Raw genomic sequence first — 22,256 nt, 5'->3', positions numbered from 1 at the left:
TGATTCGCCCCGGCGTGACCGCACTCGCGGGACACCGCGGCCGTGCCGGGGAAGAGATCACCAGCCCAATGCGTGCTTGACGTCGTCCACTACACCGCCTGCGCCATCCTTGATCGCATCCCAGTTCTGGTCGACTGCGTAGCCCACGCCTGTCGATGCGACTGTGGAGACGATGAGGACAGCCCAGCCCGGGGGGCTGGCAGCAAGAAGCGCAGCGCCGGCGGTGACGGCTGCGCCGGCGAGCAAGCTGGCGGCTCCGGTGCCGACGGCTCGATCCACAGGGGTGCCGTTGCTGATCGACACAACGACTCCCGCGCCCGCGATCAGTCCGCCGGAGTACGGGATCGTCGCCTTGCCCTTGACCTCCAGCACTCCTGACTGCAGGAACTTTTTCGTGCCTATGAGCGCCTGCCCCGTGGCCACCTTTGACTGGAACAGCTGAGCCTGCTCACCGTGGATCTGCAGAGCATTCCACCGCAGCCCCGCAGGCAACGTGTGGTCCCCGGCCACGACCAGAGCGGCATCTGCCAGACGCTTGTTGGCCGCTGCCGAGCGACCGAGCCGCCCCGCCCCGACGAAATCGTTGTACAGCGTCCGCGCTACGGAGGCGGGGCGCGTCGCGTTGCCTGCCTGGAAGAAGTCGGCCAGAGTGGACAGCTCCGCGAGCACCGTCCACAGCTGCTCGTGCGCGCGCTGTTCACGATGCCGCGCGGACTTCACGGCGTTGGACGCCGCAGCGAACGCGGGGGTCGCGGTCATCGGCGTTTCCACCTCCGTGCAGAAGGGCAGGTGGATCGCGGTGGCGGTGAGGACGAGGCCCGCCGCCTTCGCGTCTGCTCTCGCCGTGTCGATCGCGGCCCTCACCGCGTCGATTTCGTCGGTGAAGATCGTCACGGCGGTGCCGAGCCGGCCGAGGTGCTCGCCGAGGTCGTCACCACTGTCTCCCGCCGCAGCCAACGTGTACCTGAAGAGGTCGCCACTGCCGCCGGGCCAAGTGGTTTCCGACTCTCCGCGCACAGTGTGTTTGGTACTTGCCGCGTCTTCCACCGTAGCGGCACACATAACGAGCCACCGCGCCACCTCGCGGCATCGTGCGGTGTCAGTGTGGACCTGGGTGGGAATGCTCGCGCTCACCGGTCGTTCCCTCCGATAGGTCCGAAGCCACGACGTTGCGCTTCGTCGGTGTCGGCGTAGCAGACCATCGACTCGGTCACCTTGTCGGCGATGTCTCCCGTGCGTGCGGCCAGGTCACCCACTCTGACGATCAACGCCTCGAACACGTGAGCAAGTTTTTTGTTCGTCTCGCCTTTTCCTGTGTCGGGAGGCTGGGGAGCTGCGGCAATGGTGTCGTCCAGACCATTGGCGGCTTCGTGCAATCTGGTAGAGAACGAGTTCAGATACGAGGAGTCGACGCCGAACCCGTTCACCGACCACCGTCCGTGTGCCGGAGTTCTCGGGGGAGGTCCACGTCCCAAAGCACTACGTCGACCTGCGCCTCGATCGCCAAGCGGTCGACCGCCTCCGCAGGGACTGCAATCCACGGCTGCTCGGAGCCGCAACCTGTGACCAGAGCGGACAGTGAGCCATAAGCCAGCAGCGCGGTTGTTCCGTCATCCAGGCCGCGGATCTCCAGGGTCACCTCGCCGACCTCGGGACCGGACGAACGCCCCAACAGTAGTGCCAATCCGGCGAAGTCTCCCATCGCCGGTTGGCCTGGGTCGACGCCCAGCACCGGCGGTGCCGCTGAAGGCCGGTCGAATTCCATGCTCGCCACGAGACTCCTTCGTCAACCGAGTCGAATGCGTGGAGGAGATAGTGCACAACATCGACGAGCGTGTGAAGCGCGCTTGGGCAACTCTTGATGTACGGCGCCGACGTAAACCGTACGTACGTCTTGAAATTGATTTATGAGGTCGTCCGGACGGGCTAACGGCTTGCAACGACATGTAAGGATTGATCTTGAATTTCGATAACTTGAGTGAGTTTCTCCTCGTAGAGCACGTTCCTGAGCGTGAGAGCGCGACCGCATCCCCATGTCGTAGTACATCTCACTTCGAATTCTCAACAAGGTGACCTCGGCGAATCTTGATCTTTATCGAGATGAGTGTCACCCGGCGGAAGGTCGACATGGCTCTGCACGGACGGGAGAGGCCGACGTGCTGCCGGAGCCGATCTGCCTGTCACTGCTGGTGAGTGTGGCCACATGGACCTCCGTGGGGCATCACACAACGGCTACTGGTGACTGTCCTGAAAGGCCGGCCCGTCGTCGCCAAGCCCAGCCAACCGCCAGGCCGGGCTGCCCGCCTACCGTGATCCACAGCTCGACGGACGAGGCGCTCCGACATACCTGTCAGCTGTGTCCCTGTTGCGGAGGGGGTCTGGGTGTCCTCCGCGACGGCTGGACCTCCGTCCGGCAAGTCATCCGCCGCAACCAGCAACGTGCATCGATGCCCTGTGGACCGCTTCCCCCGGTCGGATTGGCGGCGTCAGCTCCTGGCAGCACTTCCGAAACCGGGGTGACCGCAGCAGGCGATTGCTCGCTGATGGTCCCGATCAGGGTCGCCGGACGTTGGCCTGCGTTTCACCAAGAGGGGCGACGCTGGTGCTAGCGGGCTCTCGCGTACTCGATCCGACCTGTAGGGGGCAGGCGTGGCTGCAGCGCGGTGCACACTAAAAATACAACTACCCTGGTCATCGAAGCGCTGCCCGGGAGGTCTTCGCTTCCGCCCCGGTACCCATAAGGGCGCAACGCCGTCCTGGCGACCATTGCCTTACCCTGACCGTGGCTCAACCACCCTGCTCCCTGTGCGAGTCGATTCTGGCGGGCCTCGCCTACCGGGGGCACCGGTCGGACGCCGACAGCGATGTGGTCCATCGTGGTCGGCGAATGTGGCGGCTGTGCAGGACGCACGCCACGGCGGTGCTCGGCGGTCCGGAAGTGCTGACCACCGTGCTCGCCGAGCGGTCCGTCACGGTCCACCGCATCGGTTGCGGCACAGGTTCACGGGCCTTCTGATCGGGCTGTCCGGATCGCGTTGTGACGGTGAAGAGCCGTCGGCGGCTCCACTCGGGCCGCCGACGGATGGTCGGAATCAGGTCGGCGAGAGTGGCACCCGGTGTCCGGGTGCCGGGGTTACAGCTGTGCGATCAGCTTCTGACTCTGCCGTGCCAGCTCGGACAGGGCTTGCGGGTCGATACCGTTGCGCAGTGCGGTGCCGAGCAGTTCAGTGAGACGGTGCCCGGGGAAGCTCCTCTCGGCGTGTCCGACCGCGGCGGCGGCGAGGTCGAGGTCTCCTCGCAGGCAGGCGTAGGCGGCCAGGAGCGCGGCCGGCTCGGCTCGTTCGGGCGCGGGACTGTTCCGGACCAGTTCGGTCCACAGGGCCTCGGCGTGGTCGGCGTGCTCGCCGGTGGCGAAGGATAGGCAGGCGTCGCGGACCAGCGGGTTGCTCAGCGCGAACGCCAGGTCGGCGATCTCGCGGTCGGTCAACGGCTGCGTGCGGTCGCCGGTGCGGAGTACGTGTTCGTGCAGCAGGTCGAAGCGGCCTCGGCGGGGGCTGGGTTGTCCCGGAGCGGCGGAGTGGTCCTCGGCGGTAGGGTCGGTGCGCCGGTCCAGGCCGTCGAGCAGTTCGACCCGTCGTGCGAGAACGTCCTCCGGGTCGGGAATCAGGGCTGTCGGGGTGATCGTGCCGACCGTGGCGCGGTCGGTGACGACCCAGACCCGGTGTCCGTCGAAGGTGTAGACCCAGTCGGCGTGGCGGAGGTCCGACCACGGCCACGGCCACCCGTCCGACGGTGGATAGCGCAGGCCGTCGTCCCGGTCTGTCCACACGTCGACCAGGTCGGCCACGGCGGCGGTGAAGGTGTCCGGGTCGGTCGCCTCCAACAGCTTGCGCCCGATGTCGATCGTGCGCAGTGATCCCGGGTCGGCGTGGCCTTGGAGGGCTCCGAGCCATCGGGGTTCGGTGCTGTGCTCGTCGTAGAAGTCGGCGATGGCAGAGCAGGGCGGTGTGGGCGTGATGACTTCGTGGTCGGTTGTCGTGGCGTCGGCCGGGCTGGTGGTGCGCATGGTCGTGCTCCCGTATGTCGTCGGGTGTGGGTGCCGGGGCGGGCGGTGATACCCGCCCAGGCCCTTCAGCTGTTCGCGGTGGAGTCGTCGGAGATGGGGGCGAGCGCGTACCTCTTGGGCTTGTCGCTGGTGCGCACGACGTAGCCGCTGGCGACCAGCTTCTCCAGCGCGTTGTGCACCGCACCGGCCGACCGGGTCAGTGCCTTGCCGATCACGATCGGGGTGAAGTCCTGTCCGGAGTGCTCCCGCAGGTAGTCCTCGACCATCCCGCGCAACGCCCCTGGTGCCAGTCGCTCACCTTTCGGCTGGATCTCCACCTGCATGTCACCCGCCGCAGTGGGCTGGTCATTGGTGAGCATGTCGTTTTCCGGAGCGGGCTGAGCGGAGGCGGGCTGGTCACCGGCCGATCCGTCGTCCACGGACCGTTCTTCGTCGGTGTGTCGGTCATCGGTCGTGATCGACCAGCGGTCGGCGGGACGCGACCCGCCTTCGGTGATCCCGATGGTGCGGGCGACCAGGCCTTCCTTCTCCCAGCGGGTGAGAATCTTCGGCGCGGTGGACTTGCCGATCCCGGCGGCGGTCGACAGCGCGACAGCGGTGCTGCCGGGGTTGTCGACTAGGGCCTGCCACAGCTTTTCCTCGGCTTCGGTGCGCGGCTTCCTGAGGTTGGGGACAGCGTGCAGCGTCGGGTTGGCGTTGGTGGACATGACTGCCTCGCAGGAAGTGGTGTGAGTGGTCATGCCCCGGCCGGAGCGGGTGCGGCCCCGCGGTGCGCATCCGGTGGTATCGGGCCGCACGTCTATGGACGCTTCCTTGCCCCATGAAGTCAAGTGGAATGTCCAAACCGAATTATCTGTCTCTTGTAGACGGTGTTGATCCCGTTCTCGTCACGATTCCGGCCCCGGTGGGGATATCGTCCACTGTTGAGCGAGTGGACTCGCAGGCCTGCAGGCTGCGTCGAGCGCCCCGTACGGCACGGCCGGACAAGCACGGCGCAGCTCTTCACCGATCACCGTATTCTCGTCCAAGACCGGTCGACTCGCGAGCAGATCCAGGAGGCGACGGAATGAGCTATACCGAGCCACCGGCAGCGGACGACATGGGTGAGGCTGGCTCGTACTGAGGCAGGTCGCGGAGGGTGTGCTAATCCACACGAGCGAGTTCATGCAGAGCAACGCCGTTGTGGTGCGGGGCCGCGCTGGCGTGCTGCTCATCGATCCCGGGGTGCAGGACCGCGAGATGGTCTGCCTTGCGGACGACCTGGCCGATGCGGGGTAGACGTCGTGGCGGGCTTCTCGACGCATCCGGACTGGAATCACCTGCTCTGGCACGCCCGGCTCGGTGCGGCCCCTCGCTACGGCACGGCACGCTGCGCGGCCACCGTCCAAGATCAGCTGTCCGATCTCGGCGCGAAGGCTGAGATCACCGCCCACCTGGAACCGACGGGCATCGCCGAACGGGTACCGCTGGACCTCATCGCTGCCCTGCCCGCCGGGACGGCGAGGACCCCGTGGGACGGCCCTGAAGTCCGGATCATCGAACATCGAACACACGCACCGGGCCATGCGGCGCTGTTCATCGAAGAACACGGGGTGCTCGTCGCCGGCGACATGCTCTCCGATGTCCTGATCCCGCTGCTCGACTGGAACGACACCGCCGACCCGATCGAGGACTACCTCACAGCGCTGCGGCTGTTCGACGACATGACAGACAACGTCGACGTCCTCGTCCCCGGCCACGGATCAGTGGGCGGAGTCGATCAGCTACACGCCCGGGTCCACCAGGATCGGGCGTACGTGCTCGCCTTGCGCGGACGGGCACGATCCCAGCGACCCGCGGATCGGTCCATCGGCCAAGCCCGGCTGGGAGTGGGTGGGCGATGTGCGCGAGGGGCAAGTTCAGCGGCTTGCCGCGAGAACCGAACACGGCTGTCAACGGCGGCACTGGCGGCTGACGACCGGATCTTCCGCAGTACCTGAGCAGACGCTCACGACATGCTCAAGCACAGCCGGAGGCGTTCAAGTCCGAGTGGTAGCTGCAACAGCTGTAGGTTCCGCGTGAGCCTGAGTGGAACCAAGGACGATGACCGCAGTGTTTCCGTATGACTAGTTCGCTGGCTAACGAGCGGTGTCCGCCCTGCTTGATCACGCGCACGGGCCTGACGTAGTCGATCACCAGCCCAGGTGGTCGACTGGTCGCTACACGGTGCAACTCTATGCAAGTTGCGACCCTAGTTGGACCTATGTACAGTTAAGTCATGGCTAGGGCTTCCCGGGTCACCCCGACGATGGTGGCCGTCTTGCACGTCTTCTTCGACGATCCGGCGGTGGCCCGATACGGCGTCGATCTATATCGCACGCCCGGTGTGCGGATGGGTGCTCTGTATCCGGTACTCGCGCGATTGGAGGCGGAAGGGTGGGTGATCAGTGAATGGGACGGCGAAGTCGATACGAACCGGCAAGCGGCGCCTCGCCGGCGACGTTACAGAATCAGTCCATCGGGGATGCGGGTAGCAGCTCGTCACGTAGCGACGCGACGCGCAACGCAACCCAGCTCCAGCCTCGGGTGGGCATGATGAGTCAGCCAGAGCGTGTCACGGAGCCACTTCTCGACATCCTCCAAGCTTTTTGGGAGGCTGAAGAAGGATTGTACGCCTACCAGTTGGCCAAGAGGACCAAGCGTGGTCGTCCGACTATCTACAATAATCTGGATCGACTCAGTACGCTAGGATGGATCGCTAACGGCTGGGAAGACCCCACGCACGTTCAGGGGCGCCCCATTCGTAGGGTCTACCACTTCACGTCAGCAGGACGAACTCACGCTGCAGAATTGCTGCTAAAGGCTGGACGTATCGCAGGCGGGCAGCTCGACGTTGCCTCTGACGCTTCAGGCGGCCCGGAATGAACGATACCGTTATTATAGCCATTCTTGTAAGCCTGGGAGTTAATGAATTTCTTGGTCTTACGGATTGGTTTGCGGACCGCATTGTCCGCTGGGCTGCACGTCGATGGAAGAAAGAGAGCGGAGTTGACCATCTCGACGAATTGCGTGAGGACCTCAAGCACTCGCCGGGTCGACTTCTCAAGATATTCACAGCGTCATGGTTCTTGCTGTCTACATTCGTCGGACCTGAGCGTATGACGCTAAATCTACCGTCTCTCTGGCGCCTGTCCCGTCCTCTGCGTGTGGCTGCCCACAGCTCGCTTGCCATAATTCAGGGCTGGGGGCAAGTGCTGGGGCAGCGAATGGCGCAGCGTTCGTCTTCAGTGTCGCTAGACCTAGTGCACCGGTGGTTGATTAGGACTGCAGCCTTCCTGCTGCCAAAAGAAGAGCGGCCTCGGTTTATCGAGGAGTGGACGTCGGGACTGTACGATCTCTCGGGGCGGCAACGCACCGTTTGGACGTTGCAGATTGCGTTGGGTTCACCTCTTCTTGCCGTTGCGCTACGTCGCCACGGTGCCGGGTCAAGCTGAACTGCCCCAAAGCGTCAAACCTGAGTTCCTTTCGAGCACGCCGCTTCGCAGCCATCGGCTGTGGCAGGCCTCGCGAGTGCCACTTGTCTCGCCGTCCCACAGCTTGCCGGTCAGGCCAGCCGCGCATATCGAGTGCGGGAGGTGGTTGTGCTCCTCGTCCGAGCGCATTCGTGCGGCCGTTGTCGACAGATGAGGCCGGAAGCTTCAGCGGATCACCAGGACGTCGAAAGGACCGGTGCGGTTATTAGGACGGGCGACCGTGGTGCTGATGTACACGGGGCAGTCACTCATGTCCGGCAAACGGGTAACCGTGCCGACGGTCGTCATGACGGCACGAGCGGATCGTCCGCTCTATTTGAGCAAACGCCCATGCGGTGCTCGAGTGCAGACGGATGTGTTCATCGTCGCGCGGAAGGTACAACAGCGATGGAAGCCGCCGGGCGGGTCGCTCCGGCGTAGTCGTCGCCGTTGTACCGGTAGTCGTCGATCTGGACCGGTTGCCCGAAGGTCGGGGCGTTGATCATGAGTCCGTTGCCGATGTAGAGGCCGACGTGGTGGATGTCGCCGGTGGTGCCGTAGAAGACGAGGTCGCCCGGCAGCAGTGGTTGCCCGCCGGGGACGTGTGGGCCTGCGTCGAATTGGGTTTGTGCGGTGCGGGGCAGGGTGATTCCGGCGGCGGTGTAGGCGGCTTTTGTCAGGCCGGAGCAGTCGAAGCCTTCGTGTCCGCCGTCGGGTCCGTTGCCGCCCCATACGTAGGGCAGGCCGCGCATGCCGCAGGCGTAGTTGATCGCGTTCAGGATGGCGGTGTTGGGTGCTTGGATGGCGTTGCAGTCGCCGTTGCCGACACTGGCTGCGGCGGCTTGGGTGTACGTGGCGGCTTGGTCGAGGACCATGTCGACGTACCAGTCGGCGTGGTTGTAGGCGAAGATCGCCGCGCGCAGGTCGCCTCGTCGGACGCCTTCGTCGCACAGCAGGAATGTGGCGGCGTGGACGGCGTCGTGGGGGTTGTACCGAGAGGGCGGGGTGGCGCCGCCCGGCGGGATCTGGTGTGCGGCGATGACGCCGTCGAAGGTGGGTGCGAGGAACTGCATCGGCCCGCTGGCTCCGGCGTGGTTCTCGCCCTCGTGTACACCGGGTGCTTGTAGTCGGCCGTGGTCGGTTTCGATCTTGCCGATGGCGGCGAGGATCGTCCAGTCCAGGTTGGGGCAGTGCGGGGCGGCGGTGAGGTAGAGCTGGCAGTAGTCGGGTGGGATGTCGGCGATCGGCTTGGTGCAGTCCACGGTGGTGTTCGACGAGCTGCCGAACAGCGCGTCGAACACGGCACTCATGGCGTGGCCGAGCAGAACGGGGATGAGCAGCAGTGCTGCGGCGGCCCCGACCATGAGCTTGGTGGGCACGGCTCATCACCTTCCTGATCGGTCCGCTTCGCGCGAGGCCGCCGTGGGCGGCATAGGCGAGGGTGGTGCGGCTGTCGGATGCGGTGAATCCGGCCCGACCGTGCCTTTGCCGATGGTGGTGACCGGTGGCGGAATGTGCGGCCAGACGTCGGGCAGCCCGGACAGTGCTCGCCGTCGTGTCCTGCCGGTCGGGGCGTCGAGCGGGAGCCAGATCTCGTCGGCGGGGCTGGGGTGGGCGGTGTCGGGGTTGAGCAGTTCGGCCGCCGCGGTGGCGACCGGTACCGAGTGCGGGTTCTCCAGGTCATGCCAGGCCCGTGCCAGTAGTCGGCGGGCGGTGGCTTCGCGGCGTGAGGTGGGCAGCCACACCAGCAGTGGCGTGGTGATGCCGGTGGCTTGGGCGAGGGCGGCGTAGCCGGTGAGCTTGGCGGCGAGCTTGGTCAGGGGCTCGGTGCCGAAGTCGTATTCGAGGAACCACTCGACCTGCTGGTCGCCGTCGTGCCAGCGGCCGTAGCCGTCGGGTTTGACCAGGTCGCCGAAGTGGCGTGCGCAGCGGGTCTCCGGCCACCACGCTGCCAGGGTCACCTGTTCGCCGGGGTGGGAGTGGCGGGCGCGGTCGACCAGGGCGGTGAACCACTCGTTGACCCCGACGGTGTGGGCCAGGCGCAGGCTGTGGGCGATGCCGAAGACCCGGTCGTGCCGGTAGCCCATCTCCTTGACGTCCAGGCCGTCCTCGGCGGCGAGTACGGCCGCGCCGGCGGGCGCCAGCACGTAGTGCATGGGGGCGGTGCCGACGGTGACGAAGGGCTGGAAGCGGTCGACGACGCCCCAGGTGTAGAGCTCGCGCAAACGTTGGCGCCCGGACCGCAGAGACGGAAAGGCCAAGGCGATGATCTGGTGGGCGGTGAGCACCCGGTGCTCCCACAGCATCCGGGCGATCCACTTGTCACGCGGTGTCAGTCGCCACGCGAGCACGGCCTGGTGTTCGGCGGTGTTGGCCGCGCGCGGGGTAGGTCGGGAGGGCTTGTGACCGCGCAGGGCACGTTGCCTGGTCGGGTTGGTGATCATGGTGTGTACCTCCTGGTGAGCAGGGCGAAGCGGCCCCGGTTCGGCCGTTCGCCGGGGTGTAGTGGCGGTGGGGGGTTGGAAGCGGGTTGGGGTCAGCCATTGCGGCGGGGGTCGGCGCTCTGTGGGCTCGTGACGGGCTCGGCCCGGTTCCCAGGTCGCGACGCGTCCGAGGGTCCGCATAGTGGCGGGGCACTCGTGCCGGTGGCGGCCTCGGTTGTGCGAGTCCGCGCTGTCCGGCGCGCTGCGGCACGGATCTCACGGGCCCTGCCGGGGACGGCGGGCGGGAGTGGCTGGGTGAGCATGGTGAACGGCTGGGCTTGCTCGCCGCTCAGGACGAGGCGGACGGCGGCGTGGTAGGCGCCGAGGTGGGCGAGGTCGTGGTCGGAGAGCCGTGGTGTGGTGTGGCGGGACAGTTCGCGGGCGTCCTCGGGTGATGCGTTGAAGAAGATCTTGCTGCGGGCGTTGGTGGACAGGCCTTCCCTGAGTTCGCGGGGGAGTTGGCCGAGGTGCTGGTGGGCCAGGGTCATGGCGACGCGGAAGCCGCGGGCTTCGGCGAGCATGTCTTCGATGGGGTAGGGGAGGTTGAGGAAGTTGTGGCACTCGTCGATCACCAGCGAGGCGTCACGGCGCTCGCGTTGCGGGGTGCGTGCGCGGCCGGTGGTGGCCTGCCAGGTTCGGGCGACCACCAGTGACCCGATCAGCCGGGTGGGTTCCTCCCCGAGCGAGCCTTTGGGGATGCGCACCAGGCAGATCCCGCCGTCCAGTACCTCGGCCATGTCCACTGTGGAGTGGCCGCCGGCGATGGCGTCGCGGACGAACGGGCGTAGCAGGAACGCGCGGAGTTTGTTCATCAGCGGGCTGATGACCTGGCTGCGGCTGGAGTCGGTGAGGTCTTCGTACCAGGACCAGAACCCGCGCAGGACGGGGTCGGTGATGCCGGTGGTGACGCGGCTGCGGAAGGCGGTGTCCGCGAGCAGCTTGGGCAGGTCGGCCAGGGTGGCGACGCCTTGCTGGGTGCGCAGGGTGAGGCAGGCGGCGCGCATGACGTCGTCGGTGCGCGGTCCCCAGAACGCGCTGTAGACCCGGCGGAACACCGAGACGAGGTTGTCCACGGTCAGGTCGGTCTCGCCGCCGTCGAGCGGGTTGAGGCACGGCGGTCGGGACTTGCTGTCCGCGTCGAAGATGACCACCCGGTCGGCGGCCGAGCGCGGCAAGCGCGAGAGGACGTCGGTGACCAGGTCGCCTTTGGGGTCGATCAGCACGATCCCTCGGCCGGCCTCGGCGTCGGCCAGGATCATGTTCCCGAGCAGGGTGGACTTGCCCGAGCCGGTCGCGCCGATGACGTGCAGGTGGTGGCGTGCGTCCGGTACGCGTAGCGCGACGGGGCGTTGGTGGCCGGTGTCGGTGACCCCGATCGGTTTGGCTTCCGGTCCGGGTGTGGCGATGCCGGGTGGGGGTGCGACGGCGCGGGCACCGGCGCGTTGGATGCCGGGGATGGCCTCGTCGGTGGGCAGGTGCGCGATCGCCGCCAGCTCGGACACCGACAACAGGTCCCCGTGCCCCAGGCGGCGGGAGTCGACGACCCGCCTGGGGTGGCGCAGGTGACGACGCCGGTAGTGGTTGTGCTCGGTGTAGGAGGCGAACGAGGCGGCCAGCGCGTGGGCCCGGCCGCGGGCCACGTCCCGGGCCTGACGGACCTCGTTTTCGCCGGTGTCGTCGGGTAGCAGGGTGGCTACGGCGTAGCGGACGACGGTGTCGAACTGGCTGCCTCGTTGCTTGGTGACGATGGCGCGGTTCTGCGCCGCGTACTCCAGCGACGTCTGCGGGTCGGTGTGCAAGGCGCCGGTCTTCGTCCGTGCCGCTGTTGAACGTGGTGATCGGCTGCCCGTGCCGGGAGTGAGGAGGTCCAGCAGGCGGCCGACCAGGTGGGTCGAGCCGCCGGTGTGCACTCGTCGGGCGTTGCGGCGGGCCTTCTGGACCCGGCGGCCGGTGACCGGGCGGGCCAGGACCTGCACGCAGGCGTGTTCGTCGCGGCCGAGTCCGACCGGTGCCCCGATCAACGCGCGGATCGGGTCGGCGGCGAAGTCGCTGCGGATCGGCAGGGCCTCGGGGCGTGCCAGCCGCAGCTCGCCGCCGACCACCAGTCGCCGCTGCCCCTCGGTCGGTGCGGGCAGGGGTGGCTCGGCGGGACCGACGCGGGTGTGCGCGCCGGGCCAGGCCGCCTCGACGGCGCGTTCGACCAGGCCGGGTGGGATGACGCCGGGCACCCACAGCCGGATGGCGACTCCGGCCTCGGAGAACACGTATTCGCACGCCACGTGGGGTTGGCCGGTGAACGCCCGCCGCCAGCCCGGCCGCAGCAGCCCGACCAGGTTCGACCACAACGCGGCGCCGCCTGCGGGGTCCACGGTGGGTGGGGCGAGGACGGTGATCTGACGGGCGTCGGCGAGCAGTAGCTCGTGGCAATGCTGTGCCCACTGCCGCTTGCCGAGGACGGCCATCGTGGTGAGTACGGCGAGGACCGGGGCCGCGATCGGGCCCCACTCCAGCAGGAGGCCGCGCATCCGGCCCAGCACCGCGAGCAGGGCGCCGCCGGGGTCACGCAGGTAGTCCTCCAACCACCCGGCCACCAAGGCCGTTGACGGCGAGGGGTTCGCGATTGACTCCGGTGGTTGCATCAGGGCAGCCGGTATCCACACGAGCATGGCGGTCCTCCACAAACGAGGAATGAGGGTGGTCATGCGGCGTCGAGGTGGACCTGGTCGACGCCGATGTCGACGTCGGAACCGAACTCGTCGCCCACGACGGCTTGGTGGTCCTCACCGTCGAGGCCCAGGTCGAGGAACGCGGTGTCGGCTTCCTCGTCCGTCCCGGTGTCGGCGTAGGCGGTGAGTTCGGCCGGGTCGCTGGTGACCAGGTAGTGCTCGGTCGGGGAGGCGATGGCCTGGAACGCCACCCGCTGGGTCTCGGCCGAGAGCAGGCCCTGTCCGCGGTCGGCGGAGAGCAGGAAGGCCCGTTCCCCGGCGGAGAGGTCGAAGGTCCGGGTGATCTCGTCGATGGCCTGCGACGCCTGTCGCAGCAGGATCTGGGTGGCGGCGTTGGCCACGACGGCCTTGCCCAGGTCGCTGCCGAGCACGTCGGCGGTGTCCTGTGTCGCCACTGTGAGGCCCGCCCAGTGCTTGCGGGAGGCCTTGGCCATGCGGAAGAGGAACTCGGCGCCGGAGGGTTGCTTCATCAGCAGCCATGCCTCGTCCACCACGACCAGCCGCGGGCGCCGGATGGCTGGGTTGGACACCCGCCGCCACACTGCGTCCAGGGTGAGCAGCGTGCCGATGCCCTTGAGCTCGTCGGGCAGGTCACGCAGGCTGAACACCACCAGGTGGCCTTCGGGGTTGACGCTGGAGGGCCCGTCGAACAGCTGCTTGAACGCGCCCTCCACGTAGGGGTGCAATCGTGCCGCCAGCTCGCCGGCGGCCCGGTCGCCGGCCTGTCCGGCGTCTGCGAGTTGGTCGCGCAAGTCCCGCAGGGCGGGGGAGGGGCGGGTCCAGGTGCGGGCGTCGGCGGTGATCCCGACGCTCTGGTAGGTCGCGGCGATCGCCCGGTCCAGCGCCGCCCGTTCGGCCGCCGTCGGCTCGCCGCCGATGAGCACGGCGATGACGGTGTGCAGGAACAGCGACCGGCGCACGAGCGCGTCCTTCGGTGCGGTGCGGCGGCCATCCGGTCGGGTGTGGATGGGCAGGTCGAACGGGTTCAGTCGGACGCCTCGCGCGCCGAGGTGGATGTAGGTGCCGCCGACCGCGGCGGCCAGGCGGGCGTACTCGTCCTCGGGGTCGACGACGGCGATCTCGATGCCCCGGTACAGGTTGCGCAGCAGTTCCAGCTTGACCAGGTAGGACTTGCCCGCGCCGGAGCGGCCCAGGATGACGCTGTTGTGGTTGTGCATCCCGTCGCCGAACCGGTCCCAGTGCACCAGACCCTGGGAGCCGATGTTGTAGCCGTAGAGCACCCCGGACGGTGCGGCCACGGATGTCGGGTCGGGAGCGGGGAGGTCGGGGCTGGTGAACGGGAACGCGGCGGCCAGCGCGCTGGTGTCGAAGGTCCGTCTCATGCCGATCAGGTCCAAGCCCATCGGCAGGGTCGACACCCAGCCCTGCAGGCTGCGATAGGTGGTGTGCTTGGCGTCCAGCAACAGCGAGGCGCACAGCGACCGCAGCGCGGACACCTCGTCGGCCAGCGCCTTTTCCGAGGTGGCATGGATGGTCAGGTACAGCCCGACCCGGAACAGCTTGCCCTCCCCGCGGGCGACCCTGGAGCTGAGGTCGTAGGCGTCCTCGGTGGCGGCCTCGACCTGCGGGTCGAACAGGCGGCCGTGCTCGGCGGTGTGCCGGCGCCCGGCCTCCAACTTCGCCAACTGCCTGCGCAGCCGTGAGGCGGCGATGGCCGGGTCGATCGGCTCCACGTGCAGCGACACGTCCAGCCGTCCGGGATAGATCAGCAACGGCGCGAGCCAGCCCGGGTGCACCTCACGCGGGAAGCCGACTACCGCGAAGCTGGAAACCCATTCGCCGCCGACCTCCACGTGCCGCGCGGCGACCGACAGGGCGTCGGGGGTGAACGCGGCGGCTGCGGAGGACGCCGCCGGGGCGACCGAGTTGTGGTCGCGTCGTGTGCGGGAGGCCATCAGGACCGTCCCCTCTCGTCCTCGTAATCCCAGCCGTCGACGTCGTCGATCGGGTCCGAGCCGGACGTGGTGATGACCTCTTCTGAGCCGGCCAGGCCAGCGGATGGGGGCAGCAGACTGTCGGGGTTGCACGCCGAGGCCAGCACCGCCGTGGCCTGCCCGGCATCCAGCGGGGTGACCACGATTCCGGCCGGGGCGAGCAGGTCGATCGCCTCTCCGAGGCGGCGCACCAGGCGTGACTCCGCCGCCCGCCGCGCCCCGGCAGCGGCCTCGCCGCCCGTTCGCTTGCGGCGCTTGCCCGCCATCGCGCCGAGTACCGTCAGCGGCCCGGGCCCGCTCAGACTGTCGGTCGGGACGGTGCCGTCGAGCGGTTCGCGCAGCACGAGCAGCACTTGGCGGCGCAGCAGGTCTGACTGCCGGTCGAGCTGGACCAGGTAGTCGGCGTGCTCGACGGCGGCGGCCTCCAGCGCGAGGTGGGGAAGCCCGCCCGCGCGGTCACGCAGCTCGGCGATCTGGGCGGTCAGGTCGAGTCGTTCGGTGCGCACCAGCACCTGTACGGGGGCGGTGAGCGAGTGCAGGTAGCGGCCGAACGAGGCGACCAACGCCTCCTGCTCGTGCGGGGTCCGCAGCGCGAAGTTCACCGTCGAGGCGACCGCGACCACCGCCAGCCCGTCGCCGCCCAGGTCCACCACCCCGGTCTCGGTCACCGCCTCGGCCGGCAGCCGCAGCGCCGAGGGCGACACCTGCTCGGGTCGCTCGATGCGGCCATTGTCGCCCGTGGTCCGGTCCGCGGTCGGGGTGAGCCACGCGGGTGCCGGTCGCCCGCCTTCGGGGGCGGCGACGTGGTGGCGCGGGGCCAGGCGCTGCCGGATGGCGGCGAGCAGCAGCGTGTCCAGCGGCATCCCGTCGCGCTTGCCCAGCGCGAGCATCGCCGCCGCCGCGCCGACCGGGGCGGCGAAGGCCGCGAACACCGGGATCGGAAGGAACGCGCGGGTGGCGAGCCAGATCAGGTAGAGCACCGTCCCGGTCGCGGCGAGGACAGCCAGTTGGCGCGCGGTCAGCGGGCCGAGCACGCGGTCGTGCATGTCGACATCGGCCGGGATACGGACGGGGTGACTCACCGCTGCTCACCTCCCGGACGCGCCGGCCGCACGGGCCGTGCGGGAGGGACCGGAGGAACACCACTTCGCGCTGGCGGACCACCGGGTGGTGTCGGTGGCGTGGCGGACGGACCCGGTGCCCGGAACAGCACGGGTGCGGGTGTGTGGGTCCTGGTGCGCCGGCCGTGCGCACCGGGCGGTGGCGGTGAGGCCGGGCGGAACACCGGTGCCTCGGCACGTCCGGCCGCACGGACCGGTCCGACGGGAGCCTCGTCGGTTGGAGGACGGAACCGTAGCTCGGGCGGGACGGGCGCCGCACGCGTCGGGGGTGGCGCGGACCGAGGACGGGCATCCTGTCCCGCCGCACGGAACACGGGTGCCGCCGTGGTGCCGATCGGTGGCTGAATGGGCTCCGACGAGTCGTCGGTGGCGGGGGATGCGGCCCTGAAGTCCGGTGTGGTGGTGCTGCCTGCGGGACTCCAGCCAGCCAGGTCGTGCGTTGGTGTCTGGGGTGAGGGCTGGAGGAACCGCAGGTGCTGTTGACCGGACACAGTGCGCCGCCGCGCGACTTCCCCGGCGTGGTGGATATGCAGGCGGCGTCCGACTGCTTCGGGGCTGAACACGCCGCCGATGCCGCCCCACTCTCGCACCGGCGCAGGCCACATCGGGTCACGTCCGTGCGGCGCGTGGGAACCGCGTCCCGCACTGCCCACCGTGGACGCGGCGCGGGTGCCTGTTGCTCGGCCGTCGAGCAGGCCCATCGCCTTGCCGAAGACGAACGCGCGTGCCATCCCGGCGACGAACGACCGGCGTCCCCCGCCGATCTGGACCTGCCGCAGCACCCAGCCGGGGATCTTGACCAGGATCCACACCAGGGCGATCAGGACGACGAGGTTGACCAGTCCGTCGGCGGTGGGTGCGCCGAAGAAGTGGAAGCCGCCGGGTTGCAGGAACACCTTCAGCGCGCAGATCAGCGTGAGGCTTTGGCCGACCTGGATGCCCAGCACTCCGGCTCCGGCGCGCCAGAACCAGTACGCCAGTCCTTCGGTCTGGGGCAGGCCGTGACACATCAGCGGCAGCGGTGCCCCGGCCAGCAGGATCACCGTGAGCGCGACCCGGACGATGTAGCCGACCAGCAGTGCGACCAGCAGGATGGTGAGCACCACCGACAGCGCCCCGGCGAACAGCCCACCGGTGACCAGCGAGTTGGCCACCAGGCTGACGAACAGCTCGGTGACCGCCTTGCCCGAGGTCTGCGGATCGAGCCCGTCACCGAGCACGGCCATAGTCGCGGCGTTGGCCAGCCGGATGGCGTGATCGCCCACGATCAGGCTGAGGTTGGCGGCCAGGAACCCGACCACGACGCGCGGCGCGATCTCCCGTGCCGAGTAGCGGGCCTGCACGGACTCGTGCCCCATCAGCACGATCCCGGCCAGCATCACCAGCAGCGAGTAGACCGTCACCACGAACAGCCGCGACTGCTCCCAGATCTCCCCGACCCTGGGCAGGTCGGCCAGCGTCGGCGTGGACAGCAGGTTGCTGCCCACCCAGCTCAACAGGACGTTGAGCGACTCGCCGACCAGCAGGTGCAGGAACCCCGCGATGCCCTCCCCGATGCAGGCACCCGGATTGAGAATCCCGCATTCGGACTCCGCCGGACGCGCCGGTGCAGTGCCTGTCGGCGTGCCGGTGGGTTGCGATGAGGTCGTCGGTGCAGGCAGGCACTGCGGTGGTGGAGGCTGACCCGGTTGAGGGGTGAGGCACGGGTTCGGTGGCGCTGTCGTGGACGGCACCGCAGTTGGGGAGGATGCCGTCGGTGAGCTCGTCGTGGTCGGCGGACACGGCACCGGGTACGGTCCCGGGCCCGCACACGGATCGGCGGGTTGCGCGGATGCCGACAGCACCAGGGTGCAGGCCAGCGTCGTGACCACACCGGCGAGCAACACCCGCACAGTGCGATGTCGCCATCGGCTCGCCCGCCCAGTGGTGACACCGCCGATCGGCGGCGATGCAGACCCGAGGTCGGTCGAGGACACGATTCGCTGGTGTGGGTGCGCGGTGGATGCGATGGCCATGGTCAGGCCCCCACGATTCCTTTGAGCACGGTGACGACCAGTGGGGCGAGCGCGGCCAGGCCGTAGCCGATCCCGGCCGACCTGAACGCCTGCTTGGCCTTCTCCTGCTCACCGGGGTCACCGGCGCCGAACACCCGCCGCACACCACCGACGGTGAGGAACACCGTGGCAAGCCCCGCGAGAATGCCCATCAACCAGTTGCGGATGTTGTTGAGGACCTCGTCGACGCTGCCTGCGATCGCCAACACCACGGTGTCCGCCTGGGCAACCGCCCCTGGGGCGAGCAGCACCAGCAGGACCACCTTGGCGAGCACGAGCACGCGACGGAACGCGCGCCCCCGCACCGCGTGAGAGGTCGGAGGGATTGCGGTCCGCCAGCTGCGCGGACCGGGGCTGAGGTAGGTGGCCGATCGGATGTGCGAGCTGGGGTCGTGGTGGCCCGGTGCGGGACTGTCGACGGGTCGGTTGTGGACGTGTCGACGGTGGTGGTGAGGACGGACGGTGGTACGAGTCAGGCGCATCGCGACGCTCCCGGAGTCGGGCCCGACAGCCGCTGCGGCGGCTCGGGCGAGGAGGTGGTGAGTGCGGGGGAGGCCGAACTCCTTCCGCATCCGTGAACTCCGGAAAATCCGTCCTGCGGGGACATGCGATCCCGCGAATTCCGCGGCGCACGCTTTTGCAAGGTCGTCACTTTGCGCGACGAATCGGCGGTGCCGGTCGCGTGCCGGGCGGCGGTGGTGATGACCACCGAGTCGACCGCCCGGGTCGCCGGATCGCCCTCGCCCGCACCGACGCTCGCGGTGTCCGCGGTGTCGTCGAGCAGGTAGGCGACCAGGCGGTGCTCGGCACGCCGGCGCGCTTTCTTCACCGCCTGGTAGGACAGGTCACGCGTCGCCGCGGCGTCGACCAGCGACACGCCCTCAAGCCGGGTGGAACCGATGAGTTCGGCCTCGGTCGCGGTGATGGCGCCCTCGGCCACGGCGCGAGCCAGGACGAAATCGGGGTGGCCCCACGGAGGTGGCGGCACGATCGAGCGGAACCCCGGACTGAACGGAACCGGCCGGTCGAGCGCCTCGCGCACGGCCGCGTGGCCGGCGCGGTAGGCCGCCCACCGCAACCGCAGCATGATGCGCGGCCGACGCAGGTCCACCTCGCCGAGTTCGGCGACGAACCCGGCGAGCACGGCGGCGTGGATGTCGCGGGGATCGCCGGCGAACTTGGCCGAGAGCGTGGCGACGATGGAGATCAGCGCGGGCAGTGCGACACCGACCGCGCCGACGGTCCAGGTGCCGCCCTCGGTGCGGGCGAGCAGGACCAAATGCGCCCACACCGCGTCCCGCAGCGCCTGCGGGCAACGGCGGTTCAGCAGCCGGTCGCGCAGCTCGTCCAGCGGCACCCGCCGCGCCGGCAGGCCGGGGAACAACCGGCCGTCGACACCCACCGGATGCGGGCCGACGACCAGCCACTCGAACGCCGACCGGACGGCGTCCAACGGCATGTCACCGCGCTCGAAACCCGAGCGCGGAACGACGTCATACGAAGTCATGGAATAGCTCCCGAAGCGAGTCGGAACAACGACTCGCCCAGGACGCCACAGCGGGTAGTACCAACCACTCACCGAACTGGTACCGGACTAGTACCGCAAAGGTACAGACGACCTTCCGCGCGCCTCTACATGATCATCCGCAGATCGACTTCCACGGTAAGCATGATCATCGGCTCTGCGTCCTCAAGATCATCGACGTCGCGGCGGCAATACGCCTCTAGCTGCGCTTAGTCGGGTCCGGTACTAGTTCGGTACCAGTTTGGTCATAGCGGTGTCCCGCAGGCAGCGGCGCGGAAGCGACGAGCCGGGCCGGCGACGACTTCGCGTCGAAAAACCGCCGCCACCTTCCCACGTGAAAGCCTCCACTCTGGCATGCGCGAAGGCAGGTGTAAGCCTTCGCCAGTTTCAATAGGGCTGTGGAGTCATTCGGAAAAGTGGCTCCTCACGTGTCCCCGGAGGGCCTTTATTTCGGAGTTCTCGGGTGTCGTCAGCGTCCCGCACCGACGGGGCGCACCAGCCTCAGCGAGGGGATCCCGTGACCCGATCCGAGCACTCCGACAGCCGCCCATCCCGACGGCGCACCGACGCCAGTTCGCCCCGCCCCGGCGGGCGGCGGGGCGAGGACCGTCGTCCCTGGCCGACCGCCCCGACCACCACCCGCGTCAGCCCCGCCAAGCCCACCAGCGACACCACCCGTTCCCGGTCGCGCGGCTCGTCCTCCACGCCCACCCCTGCCACGGTCTGGTCCGCCGCCGCGCACCCGATCGACCTCGACGACACATGGCCCGCAGCGCTGCTGGAGCGGATCGTCACCGCGTTCAGCTACCCCGCCGCACAGGTCATCCTGCTCACCTGGCCCACCACCGACGAACAACGACCGAGGACCGTTCCGGCGGGGATCGACGGCGTCATCGACCACGCGCCGGACACCGACCCGAACCCCGAGCTCGCCGACGCCGTGCACACGATCGAACACCTCGACCGGGCCGTGCGCGTTGAGCACATCCCGACCGCCCCGACCGCGACCGACCCGGCCTCCCGCCCCTTCTGGGCCGACTTCATTTACGGCACAGGTCCGACTTCCGCGAGCGTCCCGACGACACCGGCGGTTGCCATCGAAGCCACTGCGCAGCACGGCCGGTCGACGACCGCCGGCAGCGCGGACCTGGTCATCACCAGCCTGACCCCGCGCCGCTCCGGTATCCGCGCGGCAGACCTCGTCGCACCGCACGCGGTCCGCCTGTTGCGAGCCGGAGGCATCCTCGCCGTGCTCACGCACTGTGACTGGACGAGTGGTGAGCTGACCGACCCGACCGGTGCCGTGGTGACCGCCGGGCAGAACGCCGACCTGCTCTATCTCCAGCACATCGTCGCCGTCCACGCACCCGTCCGTGACGGCCGCCTCCACCTCACCGACACGCCACCCGACCACCACTGCGACGGCACGTCGGACCACGCCGACACCGACGACGCACAGGCCCGTGCGCGGCACCGGGCGCTGGTGCGCGGACTGCCCGCGCCGCATCGGCGCATCCACTCCGACGTCCTCGTCTTCGCCCAACCGCAGAGTCCCGTGGGTTCACGCGAAGTGATGCGTTTTCAGGACGAACCCACGGGTGGATTGACCCGATCTGCGGGTGTCGACCGGTCGGTTGGTGAGGAAGAGACCGGGGTGTCTTCGTGAGGTCGTCGCAGGAGTTGGCGGGCGGAGTCGGCGTAGCGGATCGCGGTCTTGGCGTCGAGGCTGAACACCTCGGCGAGGTGCAGCGGGTCGGCGCCGTTGGAGAGTGCCTCCTCGAGTTGCCGGTCGATGCGCAGCCGCTCCAGCGTCGCGGGCAGTCCCTGCAGTGTTCGGTTCGCCCAGACATGGCTGACCGATTTCGTGCCGATCGCGGTCATCGCGTTGACCATCAGGTGCGGGTTGACGGTGTTCGGCCAGCTGGTGCGGCGGTGCTCCAGCCAGGACAGCAATGTGCGATGGCTCAGCTCGCTCAAGGTCTGGGTTCGGCCGGCGATGGTGATGCGCCGGTTGCCCAGGTCGATGTCGGTCAGGTGCAGGGCACGGATCGCGCCGGGCCGTGCTGCGTGCACGGCGGCGAGGACGACGAAGACCCGCGCTTGGGGCGTGGTCGCGGCGCAGACGGTGCCGGTGATCTCTCCGGCGGTCAGGGGTTGCAGGACGGTGCGCTCGACGTCGCCGACGCGAAGACCACTGGCGGGGTTGGCGAACACGACGCCGTGACGTTTGGCCCAGGAGAACAGCGACCGCAACGCCACGAGCGTGATCTGCCGCCGGACACCGTGGAGCGGGTTGACGGCGGCGACGATCGCGTCGCGGGTGATCTCGCGCAGGTGGTCGTGACGGGACGACCAGTCCAGCAATACCGGTCGCAGCAGGTCGATGTAGCCGCGCAGGGTTCGATGGCTGCGGGCGCGGGTGCGCGGTCCACCGGTGTGCATCAGCTGCGCCCAGCGGCGGGTCTCGTCGCGGATTCCGGGCGCCAGGTCGGCGAGTTTCTCCTCGACCCAGCACGCGAAGGCCGGTTGGCGGTCGTCGAGCAGGATCCCCATGGTCTGCAGGACTTCGGTGCTCTGGGCGAGGCTGGAGCCACGTCCCGTCAGTACCGGATGGTAGGTCGAGTAGCGGATCAGCTCGCCCTCGTCGTAGCGGGTGAGCAGCATGGTGAGGTCGCGGGTCAGGGTCCGGGTGAGCTGGGCGCTGAAACCTCGTGTCTCGGCCATGGCCGTGGCGATGTGCAGGGCCCGGAGCAGCCACGGGTCGGTCGGGGGTCGGCGGTCGCGCCGGTCGACCATGCCGTAGCGGTAGGCCCGGGGCAGGTCGGCGAACAACAG

19 protein-coding genes are annotated in these 22,256 nt (G+C 68.8%); 4 read left to right on the top strand and 15 right to left on the bottom strand.

What is annotated here, in order from left to right; all coding sequences use genetic code 11:
• Nucleotides 1–57: 57 nt before the first annotated feature.
• The 5 genes from AB0H12_RS31040 to AB0H12_RS31020 form a co-directional block, all read right to left on the bottom strand.
• Nucleotides 58–1,017: a hypothetical protein gene (locus AB0H12_RS31040; protein ID WP_499627750.1), complete on the bottom strand. Its 960-nt coding sequence runs from the start codon at nt 1,015–1,017 to the stop codon at nt 58–60.
• Nucleotides 1,018–1,130: 113 nt separating this feature from the next.
• Complete coding sequence (locus AB0H12_RS31035; protein WP_499627748.1) at nt 1,131–1,427, bottom strand: DUF6317 family protein; 297 nt, start codon at nt 1,425–1,427, stop codon at nt 1,131–1,133.
• Nucleotides 1,424–1,765: an SAV_915 family protein gene (locus tag AB0H12_RS31030; RefSeq protein WP_499627934.1), complete on the bottom strand. Its 342-nt coding sequence runs from the start codon at nt 1,763–1,765 to the stop codon at nt 1,424–1,426. The genes AB0H12_RS31035 and AB0H12_RS31030 overlap by 4 nt, the downstream gene beginning before the upstream one ends.
• A 1,368-nt stretch (nt 1,766–3,133) precedes the next feature.
• On the bottom strand, nt 3,134–4,066 hold the full coding sequence (locus AB0H12_RS31025) for a DUF4192 domain-containing protein (RefSeq protein ID WP_499627747.1): 933 nt from the start codon (nt 4,064–4,066) through the stop codon (nt 3,134–3,136).
• A 65-nt stretch (nt 4,067–4,131) separates the two neighbouring features.
• A complete protein-coding gene (locus tag AB0H12_RS31020; RefSeq protein ID WP_499627746.1) occupies nt 4,132–4,773 on the bottom strand; it encodes a MarR family transcriptional regulator in 642 nt (213 codons plus the stop codon).
• A gap of 576 nt (nt 4,774–5,349) precedes the next feature.
• Here AB0H12_RS31020 and AB0H12_RS31015 point away from each other — a divergent pair.
• The 3 genes from AB0H12_RS31015 to AB0H12_RS31005 all read left to right on the top strand — a co-directional run bounded on the left by AB0H12_RS31015 (nt 5,350) and on the right by AB0H12_RS31005 (nt 6,970).
• Nucleotides 5,350–6,045: an MBL fold metallo-hydrolase gene (locus tag AB0H12_RS31015; protein ID WP_499627744.1), complete on the top strand. Its 696-nt coding sequence runs from the start codon at nt 5,350–5,352 to the stop codon at nt 6,043–6,045.
• Between the two features lie 278 nt (nt 6,046–6,323).
• Nucleotides 6,324–6,641 carry a PadR family transcriptional regulator gene (locus AB0H12_RS31010; protein ID WP_499627742.1) on the top strand — a complete coding sequence of 106 codons (318 nt, stop codon included), beginning with the start codon at nt 6,324–6,326 and terminating at the stop codon, nt 6,639–6,641.
• Nucleotides 6,638–6,970 carry a PadR family transcriptional regulator gene (locus tag AB0H12_RS31005; RefSeq protein WP_499627741.1) on the top strand — a complete coding sequence of 111 codons (333 nt, stop codon included), beginning with the start codon at nt 6,638–6,640 and terminating at the stop codon, nt 6,968–6,970. Before AB0H12_RS31010 ends, AB0H12_RS31005 begins: the two co-directional genes overlap by 4 nt.
• Nucleotides 6,971–7,937: 967 nt before the next feature.
• Here AB0H12_RS31005 and AB0H12_RS31000 read toward each other — a convergent pair.
• From AB0H12_RS31000 to AB0H12_RS30960, 9 genes are all read right to left on the bottom strand, one after another.
• Nucleotides 7,938–8,921 (bottom strand): C40 family peptidase, encoded by a 984-nt coding sequence (locus AB0H12_RS31000; RefSeq protein WP_499627932.1) that lies wholly within the window; start codon nt 8,919–8,921, stop codon nt 7,938–7,940.
• A 21-nt stretch (nt 8,922–8,942) separates the two neighbouring features.
• Nucleotides 8,943–10,001, bottom strand: coding sequence for a replication-relaxation family protein (locus tag AB0H12_RS30995; protein WP_499627738.1), 1,059 nt, complete (start codon nt 9,999–10,001; stop codon nt 8,943–8,945).
• A 92-nt stretch (nt 10,002–10,093) separates the two neighbouring features.
• The gene (locus tag AB0H12_RS30990) at nt 10,094–12,706 is read right to left on the bottom strand and encodes a type IV secretory system conjugative DNA transfer family protein (protein ID WP_499627735.1); all 2,613 of its coding nucleotides are present in this window, start codon (nt 12,704–12,706) and stop codon (nt 10,094–10,096) included.
• A gap of 32 nt (nt 12,707–12,738) precedes the next feature.
• A complete protein-coding gene (locus AB0H12_RS30985) occupies nt 12,739–14,682 on the bottom strand; it encodes a VirB4 family type IV secretion system protein (protein ID WP_499627733.1) in 1,944 nt (647 codons plus the stop codon).
• A complete protein-coding gene (locus AB0H12_RS30980) occupies nt 14,682–15,803 on the bottom strand; it encodes a PrgI family protein (RefSeq protein ID WP_499627732.1) in 1,122 nt (373 codons plus the stop codon). Before AB0H12_RS30980 ends, AB0H12_RS30985 begins: the two co-directional genes overlap by 1 nt.
• Nucleotides 15,800–17,329 (bottom strand): TrbL/VirB6 family protein, encoded by a 1,530-nt coding sequence (locus AB0H12_RS30975; protein WP_499627729.1) that lies wholly within the window; start codon nt 17,327–17,329, stop codon nt 15,800–15,802. Before AB0H12_RS30975 ends, AB0H12_RS30980 begins: the two co-directional genes overlap by 4 nt.
• Before the next feature lie 530 nt (nt 17,330–17,859).
• Nucleotides 17,860–18,177 (bottom strand): pilin, encoded by a 318-nt coding sequence (locus tag AB0H12_RS30970; protein ID WP_499627727.1) that lies wholly within the window; start codon nt 18,175–18,177, stop codon nt 17,860–17,862.
• Nucleotides 18,178–18,368: 191 nt separating this feature from the next.
• Entirely contained in the window at nt 18,369–19,403 is a 1,035-nt protein-coding gene (locus AB0H12_RS30965; RefSeq protein WP_499627725.1) for a hypothetical protein, read from the bottom strand.
• A 519-nt stretch (nt 19,404–19,922) separates the two neighbouring features.
• The gene (locus tag AB0H12_RS30960) at nt 19,923–20,141 is read right to left on the bottom strand and encodes a hypothetical protein (RefSeq protein WP_499627723.1); all 219 of its coding nucleotides are present in this window, start codon (nt 20,139–20,141) and stop codon (nt 19,923–19,925) included.
• Nucleotides 20,142–20,361: 220 nt separating this feature from the next.
• Between AB0H12_RS30960 and AB0H12_RS30955 the strand changes: the two genes are divergently transcribed.
• Nucleotides 20,362–21,087, top strand: a complete 726-nt coding sequence (locus AB0H12_RS30955; RefSeq protein WP_499627722.1) for a hypothetical protein — start codon at nt 20,362–20,364, stop codon at nt 21,085–21,087.
• Here AB0H12_RS30955 and AB0H12_RS30950 read toward each other — a convergent pair.
• Nucleotides 21,003–22,085 carry a hypothetical protein gene (locus AB0H12_RS30950; protein ID WP_499627720.1) on the bottom strand — a complete coding sequence of 361 codons (1,083 nt, stop codon included), beginning with the start codon at nt 22,083–22,085 and terminating at the stop codon, nt 21,003–21,005. The two genes, AB0H12_RS30955 and AB0H12_RS30950, sit on opposite strands and share 85 nt — an antisense overlap.
• Between the last annotated feature and the right edge of the window lie 171 nt (nt 22,086–22,256).

The sequence above is a fragment of the Actinosynnema sp. NPDC023794 genome (genome assembly GCF_040639675.1).
In the GTDB taxonomy this organism is placed as follows: Bacteria; Actinomycetota; Actinomycetes; order Mycobacteriales; family Pseudonocardiaceae; genus Actinosynnema; species Actinosynnema luteola.
Note: the sequence above shows the minus strand (reverse complement) of the source record. Positions and strands in the feature narration are given on the sequence as shown.

What these genes read in the sequence shown, in the direction of transcription:
- AB0H12_RS30985 (WP_499627733.1), bottom strand. Translation starts at nt 14,682, where the DNA reads ATGGCCTCCCGCACACGACGCGACCACAACTCGGTCGCCCCGGCGGCG.
- AB0H12_RS31025 (WP_499627747.1), bottom strand. Translation starts at nt 4,066, where the DNA reads ATGCGCACCACCAGCCCGGCCGACGCCACGACAACCGACCACGAAGTC.
- AB0H12_RS31000 (WP_499627932.1), bottom strand. Translation starts at nt 8,921, where the DNA reads ATGGTCGGGGCCGCCGCAGCACTGCTGCTCATCCCCGTTCTGCTCGGC.
- AB0H12_RS31020 (WP_499627746.1), bottom strand. Translation starts at nt 4,773, where the DNA reads ATGTCCACCAACGCCAACCCGACGCTGCACGCTGTCCCCAACCTCAGG.
- AB0H12_RS30965 (WP_499627725.1), bottom strand. Translation starts at nt 19,403, where the DNA reads ATGACTTCGTATGACGTCGTTCCGCGCTCGGGTTTCGAGCGCGGTGAC.
- AB0H12_RS31005 (WP_499627741.1), top strand. Translation starts at nt 6,638, where the DNA reads ATGATGAGTCAGCCAGAGCGTGTCACGGAGCCACTTCTCGACATCCTC.
- AB0H12_RS30950 (WP_499627720.1), bottom strand. Translation starts at nt 22,085, where the DNA reads ATGCTGCTCACCCGCTACGACGAGGGCGAGCTGATCCGCTACTCGACC.
- AB0H12_RS30995 (WP_499627738.1), bottom strand. Translation starts at nt 10,001, where the DNA reads ATGATCACCAACCCGACCAGGCAACGTGCCCTGCGCGGTCACAAGCCC.
- AB0H12_RS31030 (WP_499627934.1), bottom strand. Translation starts at nt 1,765, where the DNA reads ATGGAATTCGACCGGCCTTCAGCGGCACCGCCGGTGCTGGGCGTCGAC.
- AB0H12_RS31010 (WP_499627742.1), top strand. Translation starts at nt 6,324, where the DNA reads ATGGCTAGGGCTTCCCGGGTCACCCCGACGATGGTGGCCGTCTTGCAC.
- AB0H12_RS30990 (WP_499627735.1), bottom strand. Translation starts at nt 12,706, where the DNA reads ATGCTCGTGTGGATACCGGCTGCCCTGATGCAACCACCGGAGTCAATC.